This is a genomic window from Dictyoglomus sp., assembly GCF_049968615.1.
Lineage (GTDB): Bacteria > Dictyoglomota > Dictyoglomia > Dictyoglomales > Dictyoglomaceae > Dictyoglomus > Dictyoglomus turgidum.
Map to the genome: position 1 here is coordinate 72,249 of NZ_JBMFQK010000001.1, position 12,267 is coordinate 84,515.

Annotated in this window: 15 protein-coding genes; 3 read left to right on the forward strand and 12 right to left on the reverse strand. The window is 32.2% G+C overall.

Annotated elements, in window-relative coordinates; translation table 11 throughout:
* Positions 1 to 40: 40 nt before the first annotated feature.
* Genes rsmI through ACP5QL_RS00390 form a run of 3 tightly spaced genes read left to right on the forward strand, consistent with a single transcriptional unit; the run spans position 41 to position 2,996 of the window.
* Positions 41 to 910, forward strand: a complete 870-nt coding sequence (gene rsmI, locus ACP5QL_RS00380) for a 16S rRNA (cytidine(1402)-2'-O)-methyltransferase (protein WP_273333396.1) — start codon at positions 41 to 43, stop codon at positions 908 to 910.
* Positions 907 to 1,917: a phosphate acyltransferase PlsX gene (gene plsX / locus ACP5QL_RS00385; protein WP_012583799.1), complete on the forward strand. Its 1,011-nt coding sequence runs from the start codon at positions 907 to 909 to the stop codon at positions 1,915 to 1,917. The genes rsmI and plsX overlap by 4 nt, the downstream gene beginning before the upstream one ends.
* Positions 1,918 to 1,946: 29 nt before the next feature.
* Positions 1,947 to 2,996, forward strand: a complete 1,050-nt coding sequence (locus ACP5QL_RS00390) for a type IV pilus twitching motility protein PilT (RefSeq protein ID WP_428125132.1) — start codon at positions 1,947 to 1,949, stop codon at positions 2,994 to 2,996.
* On the opposite strand, the gene ACP5QL_RS00395 is transcribed toward ACP5QL_RS00390, so the two are convergent.
* The 12 genes from ACP5QL_RS00395 to speD form a co-directional block, all read right to left on the reverse strand.
* A complete protein-coding gene (locus ACP5QL_RS00395; RefSeq protein WP_428124890.1) occupies positions 2,993 to 4,054 on the reverse strand; it encodes a glycosyltransferase in 1,062 nt (353 codons plus the stop codon). The two genes, ACP5QL_RS00390 and ACP5QL_RS00395, sit on opposite strands and share 4 nt — an antisense overlap.
* Entirely contained in the window at positions 4,012 to 5,247 is a 1,236-nt protein-coding gene (locus ACP5QL_RS00400; protein ID WP_428124891.1) for a glycosyltransferase family 4 protein, read from the reverse strand. The genes ACP5QL_RS00395 and ACP5QL_RS00400 overlap by 43 nt, the downstream gene beginning before the upstream one ends.
* Before the next feature lie 255 nt (positions 5,248 to 5,502).
* Positions 5,503 to 6,168, reverse strand: coding sequence for a hypothetical protein (locus ACP5QL_RS00405; RefSeq protein WP_428124892.1), 666 nt, complete (start codon positions 6,166 to 6,168; stop codon positions 5,503 to 5,505).
* Positions 6,169 to 6,224: 56 nt separating this feature from the next.
* Positions 6,225 to 6,614, reverse strand: a complete 390-nt coding sequence (locus tag ACP5QL_RS00410) for a hypothetical protein (protein WP_273333393.1) — start codon at positions 6,612 to 6,614, stop codon at positions 6,225 to 6,227.
* Positions 6,615 to 6,640: 26 nt separating this feature from the next.
* Positions 6,641 to 7,321 carry a hypothetical protein gene (locus ACP5QL_RS00415; RefSeq protein WP_428124893.1) on the reverse strand — a complete coding sequence of 227 codons (681 nt, stop codon included), beginning with the start codon at positions 7,319 to 7,321 and terminating at the stop codon, positions 6,641 to 6,643.
* The gene (locus tag ACP5QL_RS00420; protein WP_428124894.1) at positions 7,318 to 7,728 is read right to left on the reverse strand and encodes a hypothetical protein; all 411 of its coding nucleotides are present in this window, start codon (positions 7,726 to 7,728) and stop codon (positions 7,318 to 7,320) included. Before ACP5QL_RS00420 ends, ACP5QL_RS00415 begins: the two co-directional genes overlap by 4 nt.
* Positions 7,729 to 7,802: 74 nt before the next feature.
* Complete coding sequence (locus tag ACP5QL_RS00425; protein ID WP_428124895.1) at positions 7,803 to 9,002, reverse strand: glycosyltransferase; 1,200 nt, start codon at positions 9,000 to 9,002, stop codon at positions 7,803 to 7,805.
* A 622-nt stretch (positions 9,003 to 9,624) separates the two neighbouring features.
* Complete coding sequence (gene aroQ / locus ACP5QL_RS00430) at positions 9,625 to 10,062, reverse strand: type II 3-dehydroquinate dehydratase (protein ID WP_012583808.1); 438 nt, start codon at positions 10,060 to 10,062, stop codon at positions 9,625 to 9,627.
* Positions 10,055 to 10,573 (reverse strand): shikimate kinase, encoded by a 519-nt coding sequence (locus tag ACP5QL_RS00435; RefSeq protein WP_012583809.1) that lies wholly within the window; start codon positions 10,571 to 10,573, stop codon positions 10,055 to 10,057. Before ACP5QL_RS00435 ends, aroQ begins: the two co-directional genes overlap by 8 nt.
* Entirely contained in the window at positions 10,573 to 10,698 is a 126-nt protein-coding gene (locus ACP5QL_RS00440; RefSeq protein WP_012583810.1) for a hypothetical protein, read from the reverse strand. The genes ACP5QL_RS00435 and ACP5QL_RS00440 overlap by 1 nt, the downstream gene beginning before the upstream one ends.
* Positions 10,699 to 10,840: 142 nt before the next feature.
* The gene (gene speE / locus ACP5QL_RS00445) at positions 10,841 to 11,755 is read right to left on the reverse strand and encodes a polyamine aminopropyltransferase (RefSeq protein WP_012583812.1); all 915 of its coding nucleotides are present in this window, start codon (positions 11,753 to 11,755) and stop codon (positions 10,841 to 10,843) included.
* 40 nt (positions 11,756 to 11,795) lie between these two features.
* Positions 11,796 to 12,224, reverse strand: coding sequence for an adenosylmethionine decarboxylase (speD, locus tag ACP5QL_RS00450; RefSeq protein WP_012583813.1), 429 nt, complete (start codon positions 12,222 to 12,224; stop codon positions 11,796 to 11,798).
* Positions 12,225 to 12,267 lie beyond the last annotated feature (43 nt).

Consider the following 12,267-nt stretch of genomic DNA (forward strand, 5'->3'; position numbering starts at 1 on the left):
AAATATTTGCCAAGTAGAAAAAAGTTTATATAATTTACTCATGGGTAAATTATATGTGGTAGCAACCCCAATAGGCAATTTGAGAGACATAACCCTTAGAGCTATAGAAACTCTTAAAGCATGTCCTGTGATAGCTGCTGAGGATACAAGACATACCTCAATTCTTCTTAAAACTTATAATATTCAAGACAAAATTTTGATCTCTTACCATAAATACAACGAAGAAAAAAGAATAGAGCTTTTTCTTGACTTTCTACTAAATAAAAATATGGACATTGCTCTTGTCTCTGACGCTGGAACCCCATGTATTTCAGATCCAGGATATAAAATAGTAAAAGCTGTGAGAGAAAAAAATATTGAGGTCATACCTATTCCAGGTCCATCATCCCTTACCGCATCACTCTCTGTTTCAGGGCTTCCTCTTAATGAATTTCTCTTCTTAGGTTTTCTTCCAAAAGAAGAAAACAAAAAGGTAAATAAACTTAGAGAGATTAAAAAAAGCAAAATTAATACTTTCATAATATACGAATCTCCTAAAAGGATAATTAAAACTCTAAATATTATAAGAGAAATCTTCTCTAATTCTACTGTATGTATATGCAGAGAACTTACTAAGAAGTTTGAAAAAACTTATTATGGAGAGATAAAAAAGGTAATCGAAGAAATAAACAATGATCCTTATAAGGAAAAAGGAGAATACACAGTGATAGTCTCATGGGAGGACAATATGGAAAGGGAAGTCTCTTTCTCTATAGAGGCTCTATTAATAGATCAAATTGTAAAGCACAATATTTCTTTGAAAGAGGCTATATATAAGGTTTCAAAATTGTATAATATACCTAAAAAAGAGGTCTACAAAAAAAGTCTAGAATTAAAAAATAAGCTAAAAGAGGAGGACTTTAAGATATGAAGATAGCTTTAGATGCCATGGGTGGAGATTACGCACCTATAGAAACGGTAAAAGGTGCCTTAGAGGCAATTAAAGAAAGCAATATTTCTGTGGTTCTTGTAGGTAAAGAAGAAGAGATTAAAAAAATTCTCCAAGACTATCATTATAATGAAAGTAAAATAGAGATTGTCCATGCGGAAGAAGTAATAGAAATGCATGAACATCCTGCTTTTGCAGTAAAAGAAAAAGAGGATTCTTCTATAGTAAAAGCTATAAAATTACTAAAAGAAAAAAAAGTAGATGGTGTAGTCTCCGCAGGAAATACAGGAGCTGTAATGAGTAGTGCTTTACTATATTTAGGAAGAATAAGGGGAATTAAAAGACCTGCTATATCAACTCTTATTCCCACATTAACTCAGATTCCTTCAATAATCCTTGATATAGGAGCAAATGTAGATTGCAAAAAAGAATATTTAGAGCAATTTGCCCTTATGGGTAAAGTATATATGGAAGAGATTTTTAACGTAAAAAACCCTAAAATAGCCCTTTTAAATATAGGAGAAGAGGAAGGAAAAGGAAACCAATTAGTACAAGAAACATATACCCTTCTTAAGAATAATCCCCTATTTAATTTTATAGGAAATGTTGAAGGGAAAGACCTCTTTAAGGGGACAGCCAATGTGATTGTCTGTGATGGTTTTGTAGGAAATGTGGCTATCAAAACCGCCGAAGGAGTAGCTGAAACCCTATTTGACCTTCTTTCTTCTGAGATTAAGAGCTCTCTCTGGAGTATCATTTTAGGACTATTATTAAAGCCAAAATTCAAAAATGTAAAAAAGAAGCTCGATTATAGTGAATTTGGAGGAGCTCCTCTTTTAGGAGTAGATGGAACTGTAATCATATCTCACGGAAGATCAAAGGCTAAAGCCATAAAAAATGCATTAAAAGTTGCAGAAAAAATGGTAAAATTAGAAGTAAATAAGAAAATTTTGGAGGGACTAAACAAAATAACCGATAGGGGGGATTAAAAATAAAACCAGAGAGGTTTGAAAAGATAATAAACCTTGCATTAAGTTTAGAGGCATCAGATATTCATTTGAAAGCTGGAACTCCTCCAGCAGTAAGAATTATGAAAGATATTGTCTTTCTTAAGGAAGAGCCTCTAACCCCAGAAGAGGTTGAAAATTTAGCTTTCAGCATAATGCCTCCTGCAGTAAGAGATATCTTTCTAAAGAATAAAGAAATAGACTTTCCTTATGAGAAAAAAGGACTAGTTAGGTTTAGAGTCAATGTCTACACCCAGAGACAAACCATAGCTATATCTATGAGACTTATTAAATTAAACATCCCTTCTATAGAGGAATTAGGGCTTCCCACTATATTAAAGAACCTTGCCACTAAAAAGGCAGGATTAATATTAGTTACAGGACCATCAGGAAGCGGTAAATCTACAACTCTTGCCGCCATGATAGAATACCTTAACCAAAATGAAAGCCTAAATATAATAACTATTGAGGATCCTATAGAGTATGTATTTACTGATAAATTATCTCTTATCTCTCAAAGAGAAATAGGAATTGACACAAGCTCTTTCTATGCAGCTCTTAAAATGGCTTTAAGAGAAGATCCCAACATAATAATGGTAGGAGAATTGAGAGATTTGGAAAGTGTATCGGTAGCCCTTCAAGCTGCAGAAACAGGACACTTAGTACTTAGTACACTTCATACTATAGATGCCGTTTCTACTATTTCAAGAATTGTAGATATGTTTCCTCCTTATCAACAAAATCAAGTAAGATATCAATTAGCAAGTACCCTTGTAGGGGTCATATCTCAGAGACTATTAAAAAGAAAGGATAAAACAGGGCTTGTCCCTGCATGTGAAGTGTTAATAGGTACCTCTACAGTAAGGAAATGGATCAGAGAAAATAAACTCTCAGAAATTCCTAAGATTATAGAAGAAGGAAGATTAGAAGGAATGCAATCCTTTAATCAGCATCTCTTAGAACTATATAGAGCCAATATAATAGATGCTAATGAAGCTTTAATGGCAAGTCCAAATCCTTCAGATTTGGAGCTTGCCATTAAAGGAATTGTTTCAGGTTAAGATACAGCAATTTCTTCTTTGAGATTAACTATTTCTTTTATGGTTAAATAGGAAATAAGATAAGATAAAATACTTTCTGCACCCTGATTAAGATTAACACCATATTCATTTATACCATCAAAGCAACCCCCACTTTCCACATCAATCATACTTACCCCCTTTGAATTCCTTCCATGAAACCACATAAAGGTTTCTTTTGCTTTGTTTATATATTTTACATCTTTAAATTGTTCATAAGCCTCTCTATAAAGAAGAATCATTTCACTTGCCTCAATAGGTTGTTCATCAAATTCAGCTATCTTTCCTCCCCTTACATACCAGCCATTACATCCAATAGGTTTGAAATATCCATATCTAAATACTATTCCTTCTAAAAACTCCATACTATCAATGGCAACTTCTTTAAAATTCTCATTCTTCAAAACTTTATAAGCAACCAATAAAGACAGGGGAAGTATAGCATTGCTATATGCCATTATATCTTCAAACCATCTCCAAGAAGAGTCATTATTTTCTCTAAATTGTCTTACTAAGGATTTTGCAAGTTGATCTATGTAATCTATAAGTTTGAGACTACTTAGAGATAAATCCTTTTGCGCATAATAAAGGCCTAAAATAGTATAAGCTTTACTCCGAGGAGACCTTAGATTTTCTATGTATTTTAGGGCTTTTATAAATAGTTCCCTATGTAAATTCCTTACCCCTATTGGGATTTCCTTTGAGGCTATACCAAAACCCAATCCCCATAAGGTCCTACCAAAACAATCTTCTGAACCCTCTTCTTCTAAAAACCTTCTCTCATAGGACATAAAATTCCTAAAGTTTCCCTTGTCTGTCTGAGCATTCAAAAGGAAGGAACTATACTTATAAATAAGATCTAAATATCTCTTTTCATGATAATTTTTGTATAGCATTATTGCTACAATTAGAGCTCTTGAATTATCATCAGTAGTATATCCAAAACGTGGATCAGGCACACCAAATTTTGAATGTTGCAAAATACCTGTATCATCAGTTAATCGGAATAGGTGGTCAACTCTAGGGTAGAAAAGCTCCATTTCTTCCACCCCCCAATTTCTGCATTTTTTTCCAAGATTACTTCATGGAAGAGTGTTATGTATTTTTCTGCAACTACATTCCACCACATGCTTTTACCATACTTAAAAGCCTTTCTTTCTATTTCTTTTCTTTTCTCCTCATTATTTAATACATCTCTTATAGCTCTGTAAATTCCTTCTGAATCTCTAAAGTCTACTAAAATACCTCTACCATCAGCCAAAAGTTCCTCAGCATATCTGTAAGCAGTAGATACAATAACTCTCCCGCAAGAAAGAGCGTAACTTAAAGTTCCACTAACTGCTTGCTCTTTATTAAGATAGGGAGTCATGTAGATATCTGACGCTTGTAGATACTTGAGAATTTCTTCCTGGGTCAAATATCTATTCACAAATAAGACATTCTCTTTCACTCCTAAGTTCTCTACCATTTTTAACAATTTTTCTCTATAAGATTCACCTTCATTTTTCACAATTCCAGGATGAGTTCTACCTAAAATTAGGTAAACTATATTAGGAAATTCATTCTTCAGTTTTGCTATTGCCTCAATGCCATATTCAAGCCCCTTTCCAGGTCCTATTAAACCAAAAGTACTTACTACTATTTTTCCTTCTAATCCAAGTTCTTTTTTAAGATTTTCCCTTTCACCATAGTATATATATGGCACTCCATGAGGAATATGTACTATTTTCCTCCTATCAATGTCATAAATGTTTTCTAAAAGTTCAATGGTATTTTTAGCCATAGTAACAACCCTTGTAGAATATTTTCCAATTTCCTTCAAAACATACTTTTGTTTATCACTGGGATTTATTAAAACCGTATGAAGCACAGTAATAAAAGGTATCTTTAAGTGATAAATTAAATCTAAAAGATATTCGCCACTTTCTCCTCCAAAAATCCCATACTCATGTTGTATTACTAAAAGGTCAATATCAGAGTCATTAAGATATTGAGCAAGTTCAAAATAATCTGCTTTATTGAATTGATTTATTTCTTTAATAACCTTAGTATCATAATTATACTTATCGTCACTTACAGCAATCACCGAGGTGTCTACATAGGGATTATATAAGGGGGCTATTTTATCAATCTCCTTTATAAGATCCTCTGTAAAAGTTGCAAGTCCACATGCTCGAGGAGGATAAGTGCTAAGAAATGCCACATTAATCTTGTCCAAATAATTCCTAATCATAAGTGTCACCTCCTTTATTGGTTTAAAAGGGAGTTTAAAGTTACTACGTCGATAAGATCTTACTGGATTATGATTTATTAATAGATATGATTAGTTTATCTATATTAATTATAGATATATTTAGGGGATTTGTCAACTATAAAAGAAGATTTGTCCTAAAAATCTTAGATGAGTAAAAAAGACAGTCTTTAGTAGTACTAAAAACTTACCACAAAATAAATCTAGTAGTTAATTTATCTATTAACCCGCTTCTACTTAATTAAAAAAGATGTCAAGCTTATTAGCAGAAAAGGCTTTCGTAATAGTAATATATTGATAACCTTCCTCTTCTTTCAGAGTAACTCCATAGGGAAGATCTTTTATAACAAAATCCTTAGGAAGGGCAAGAGTTATACCTTCTAAACCTTCTTTGTTTACTATAGTTATTCTCTTGTTAGAAAAGTTAATACTATATTTAGTATTCAGAAATCTAAGAAGCAAAGTAGCAAAGTATGACATGGGTTTTACTTGAATAATACCTTTATTTTTCAAAGTGTTTACATAATCCCAAAATTCTCTAAGAGCATTAGGATATAAAGGAATATCATACGGATGTGAATATATAAGTCTCAAAGTGCGATTTTTAACCACATAATATACAATTGAAAAGAGCCATCTCTTAACCTCATCCTCGGTTTTCCCACCTTTTTTCATTTTCAAAAAAGAAGCATACTTACCAAATGAAGATATTGGAAAAGCTATAACTTTATGAGACACCATTTTACCATTTATAAAAGTTCTATTAGGAGAGGATCCATTATCTCCTGTATAATAATAGCAAAGCATGCCTAATTTTTCTAAAACTTTTGTGGTTATAGGCTGAGGATGTACACCGTTAGGAGCAGAATATTCTAAAATCTTATAGTTTGTTATATTTTCCAAACACTCATTGTTCCTCAAAATATACTCGTAAATTTCCTTTTCTCCAAAAATTCCTTTCAGGATATTATCTGAAAAGAAGTTATGTGTCCCCCACCATGGGAACCTATAACTCCAAAATTAAGAATCATTTTTACATATTTTTTACCTTCTCCACAAGCATCAAACCCCAACTTATCTCCTTGTTTATCTCTAAAATCTCCCGCAGTTATATGAATAGAATATTCAATTCCTTTTCTTAGATAATTATTCTGTAGCATATAAGGAATACTTTTCCAATCAATACTTGAATCCACATGCCAGTTTATCACAATCCCACCTATTCCATATGGAGTATTTAAAAGATGAGGAATTTTCAAAATCTTAAAGAGAAAAACTCTTAAAAAGGTTCTAATAGGAAAATCATCAGCATAAGCCTTCAGGTGTCCCAAGGGAAGATTTACATACATCACTTTCCCACGGCTATAATTTCTTATTATAATTCCAGGATATTTTTTCCATCTTGAGAAATTGTCAGCGCATAAATTTCATTCTCTTTAATATCTTTTTCTTCCTCTACTCTAACTATAGGACATTCAAGATTTCCATAAGCATAACCCCCTAAAAGATTTTCTTTTTCTAACTTACCATCTGGTATCTCTAAAAATTCTTTCCGAGTTTTATCTATATATAAGTATCCTAAGGTGAAACAGGAAACCTTATATTTTTTATATGTGATATAATTTGCTCCCACAAATTCAGAAAACAAAGCCTTTTCAAGATATTCATTTTTGAAATCTTTTATCCCTGCATCATAACTCACAAAAATATTTCCTCCATAAGAAAGATAGTTCCTTACCCATGGCCCTGCTTCTTTCGGCAAATACTGATTTAAACCATTAGGAAATATAATTATTTTCTTAAAGTCTGCAACTATTTTAGGATCAAAAGTGATTAAATTAAAAATACTCACTTCTTTATAAATAACACCTTCTTCCTCCAAAACACTTCTATAAGCATTCATTATATAAGAATGTTCTTTAAGAAAGTTGGGATTATAAACAATCAATACTGCAAAATCTTTTCCCCATAGAGAATATATTTCCAAAAGATTTTTAAAGGAAAATAAAAATATAACTACAAGAATTAAAAACAAAAAGACCAAAAACTTTTTCAATTTACTTTATCCTCTCCTTCTGTCATCATATAACCATATACCTTTACTTTTCCTTTAATATGTATCCCCTTTTTCCCTATAGCCGATTTTATTTTTCCTTTTTCTCCAATTTCAGAATTATTTTCCAAAACTACTTTACCTTGAGAGAAAACATTCCCCTTTATAGTCACATTTTCTCCTGTTTTTAAATCGCCCAACATATATATAATTTTATTTAGCTCCATTTCAGAAGGAATGCTATCTATATGGTAGATTTTAATATCTTCACCATGAAAATCCAAAATTCCTGTCCCGTCCAATGCTTTTAAGACATCCTCAATTTTTATTGCCTCATGCAATTTTCTCTTAAAAGACTCGGAAAAATACCTAGGATTTCTGGAATAATTAAAATCAATTGGCAAAGGCAAAATATCTCTAGGATTGAGATATTCTTTTATACTTGGCAGGAAAGGAAATAGGAGAAATAAAAGAAAAATAAGGGTTATGAGCAGCAATTTACATCTCCCCCATTTCTAAATCTTTCAGTTTTATGCCAAACAGGATCTCTTCTAGTAATTAAATCCAATACTGAATCAAAAAAACCTAAAGAGGAATACCACATATTGAAGAAAAAATTGAAAAGTAGTAGTGGCAAAAGAAATATCCTATAAGTTGCTCCATCGAGGAGAGCTCCTAATCCAATTTCATAAAAAGGAGCAAAATTTCCAAAGGTATTATATGCAGAAAGAAAAATAAAAAAACTACTACCTAAAATCTGCATTTCTCCTAAGAAGAAAAGAACAATAGAATCTACCAATCCAATAAGAAAAAGAGGGGAAATTAAGTATACACAAAGGAGAAATACACCGTCAACCTTTTCTCTTAAAGAAAGATAAGGAGATTTGATAAGTGGTAATAAATATCTGAACATAACTTGATTATGGCCGCGAGACCACCTTCTTATCTGCTTTGCTCTCACTTCCCATGTTTCTGGTGCTTCTTCATAACATTCTGCTCTATTCGTATAACAAACTTTTACCCCATTAATATATGCCTTAATTGTTAATTCAGTATCTTCTGCAAGAATTTTGGGATTAAAACCACCCAATTTTAAGATTAGCTCTTTTCTAAATCCTCCTACTGTACCTCCAAATTGAGGAATAAGCTTTAAATTATATCTTGCCTGTTGATCTACCTGATATCCTCCAATTCTTTCAAGATCAAAGAGTCTTGTAAGAAGATTCTTAGATATATTTAAAGGTACTACTCTTCCCATTACTACTCCTACTTCGGGATCTAAGAAAGAAACAGCAAGATCTCTAATAATCCCTTTGGGAGGAATATAATCCGCATCAAAAACAATAATAATTTCCCCTTCTGCTACTTTTAAAGCATCATTAAGGGCCGACGGTTTTCCTCTTGGAAGATAAGATCCTCTATATAAAGGCTTAATAAGATGAGGATACTTACTGCTATAATCTTCTAATATTTCTCTTGTTCTATCAGTAGAATTATCATCTATAGGAATAATTTCTATTCTATCCTTAGGATAATCTGTATTAAGCAAGGCGTTTAAAACATTCTCTGCTACCTTTTCTTCATTATGCATTGGAATGAGTACACTTACATAAGGTAAATCTGAATCTATAATATCCTGATATCCAAGTCTCTGTTCTCCAAAAGCTCTATTAAGTGTAAACAAAAAGTGCCTGAGAGCATATAGAGAAGTATTAATATATCCATTTCCATGCCTCTTCAGTTTTCTGCAATTTTTTAGCTATAATACCCACATAAAAAGAGTACGTGCCAACAACATAGCTAAAATCTATAAAGGGGCCAAAAATAAAATAAAGAGGAGCAGAGAAAATATAGGAAAAATTTAAAAGAGTATGCATGAAAAAAGCATATCTAATGGATCCAAAAATAATAGAATAAGATAGAGTGAGAAAAACAATTAGAAACTTTGTTAAAAAACTAGATGGAATTGGAATTAAAGCTATACCCATAATTATCGGAATAAAAATCCAAACTCCAATTTGAGTATTCATATAAAGTTCTGAAAAGATTTTTATATTATATGGAAATTTTGATGGAAAAAGAAGAAAGAAAATAGATAAGGATACTTTCCAGGAAAATCTAAGATGTATATATCTTTTAAAATACCATCAATCTTTACTATTTTTACATCCTGGAGAGAATAAGGAAAAGAATTATTTCAAAGGGTAACACTAATAGAAGAAGATAAAATATAAAGTTCCTACCTATGGAGGGAAACTTCCTATAAGCTCTATGGTAAGGAATAAATCTTTCTTTTTTGTCCATATTTATTTATTAAAATACAAAAAAATAGCTTCTAAGGCTAATAAATAACTATTAACTCCAAAGCCTGATATCTGCCCTAAAGCAACAGGAGCTATAACGGAATGATGACGGAATTCTTCCCTTTTATAAATATTACTTATATGGACTTCTATTACAGGTTTTCCAAAGGCCAATAAAGCATCTCTTAAGGAATAACTATAATGGGTTAAGGCTCCTGGATTTATAATTATGGCATCTGCCCAATCTCTATACTCTTGAATCCAATCTATAAGTTGTCCTTCAAAATTGGACTGTTTTATTTCTACCTCTATTTCTCTTTCTTTTGCCTTTTGTAATATTAAATTATTAAGAGTTTGAAAATCTACTCTCCCATAAATATTTGGCTCTCTTACCCCCAAAAGATTTAAATTAGGACCATGTAAAACTAATACTTTAATCATCTCTTAACCTCTCAATAATCTCAAAAGTTATTTCATCTATATCTTTATTATCTACTTCAACAATAATATCTGCGCAGGATTCATATAAAGGTAGTCTCTTTTTCCACAAATTGTATAATTCTTCTCTTCCTTTCTTTAAAAGAGGTCTCTTCTCATGTTCTTCTTTGTTTTCTAAATGTTTCATCAAATTTTCAAATTCTCCTTTTAGATATATAACTTTACTTTTTTCTCTTAAAATCCTTCTATTTTCCTCTCTAAGAACAACTCCTCCTCCTGTGGAAAGGACTATCTTAGGATAAAGAGAAAAAGCTTCTCTTAAAGACTCTGTTTCGATATTTCTGAAATACTCTTCTCCTTTTTCTATAAATATATCAGAGATGGATTTTTTTAATTTTTTTTCTATATACTCGTCTAAATCCAAAAAAGGAATATTAAAAAAAAGGGAAATCCTCTTCCCTATGCTAGTTTTCCCACTTCCCATAAAGCCAACAAAAGAAAGGGAAGATCTCATTATCTACCAATAAAATACATACCCCAGATTATAAAGATACTTAAAAGGAAAAACACAGCTACAACAGCAGCAACTATTCTAATAGCTCTTTCCCTCTTCTCTTTCTTAGATCTTGGTTTTGCCATATCTTACCCCTCCGAATTATAGCCTTCTTTAACATCATAACATTCATTGTAGTGAGGACATTTAGAGCAACATCCTACCTTATGATTTAGACACTCTTTATAATATGGACAATCCTCACAACAAAACATAAAAACCTCCTTTTTAATCCTCTACTGCATATAGAGGAGCGTTATCATAAGCTACTCTCTCCTCTCTTTCTATTAGTTCTCTAAGGTGTTTTGGAAGAGAGAACATCATTTTGTGGGTTTCTCCATCATAAAACTTTAAATTTGCTAAATTCTTGGATTTTAACAAGCTATTTATCTCTTCCTCACTAAAATCTTTTGGATCTATTTTATCACTTGCCCAGATAAAACTCCAAATAAAGTCATATGCTGGTACATAGGCTTGATAAGATCTTACTATCTTAAACACCCTACGTAAAGTAGAATTCATGGCAGAATGAAAAGCTATTTTGAGATGATGAGTTGTACCAGCTTGCATTACAAATATGCCATCTTCCTTCAAATGATCCTTTATAATGTGGTAAAATTCAAAGGTAAAAAGTTTTACTGCAGGGCTACCCTCCATAGGCTCTGAAAGATCACTTACTATTACATCATACTTTTCCTTGGACTTTTCTACAAATTCTCTTGCATCAGTTATATACAATCTTGTCCTTGGATCATCAAAGGCTCCTTGGTGCCATTCAGGTAAATATTTTTTTGACACCTCTACTACTTCCCCATCTATGTCAACCATAATAGCTTCTGTTACATCTTTATGCCGCAAAACTTCCCTCAGGGTAGCCCCCTCTCCTCCACCCATTATCAACACTTTCTTATTAGCAGCTCTATTCAATAGCAAGGCAGGATGCACTAATGCCTCATGATAGATAAACTCATCTTTCTCACTGGATTGAATCCTTCCATCTAATACAAGACATTTTCCATAGAAAGTGCTTTCAATAATCTCTATCTTTTGAAAGGGAGATACCCCTGTATAGTAAAACCTACTTACTCCATGCCAATGTATCTCACTGGGATGATTTTTCTCAATAATCCAATAAGCATCCATTTTTATATTTCACCTTCTTCATTCAAAAATATTATACCAGTCAACCTACAGTTTCTTTTTCCTCCTCTTTTACACTTTCTGGTTTATAAGTGAAATTACCAGCCTCTATAGGCAAAATACCTCTTTTTGCCTCAAAAGTAATGAACTGTTCAGCCTGCAAATAATTATTCAAATACTCGAAAGCTTTCCAAGGATTTACATGATCTCCACAGGTGAAAAGATCAGCTGCTGCAAATCCGTACTCAGGCCAAGTATGAATTGCAAGATGGGACTCAGATATTACTACAACTCCACTTACACCATAGGGACTAAATTTATGAAATACAACTTCCACTACTTCTGCTCCTGCCTCTATTGCGGCTCTAACCATAATTTCTTTAATCTTCTCCACATCGTTTAAAATCTCTCTGTTGCAATTATACATTTCAGCCAAAATATGTCTTCCAAGAGATTTCCCTGTTATTTTCACCTTGGGTCCCGCCTCCTTTCGTTGAAATTTTTTACGAAACAAA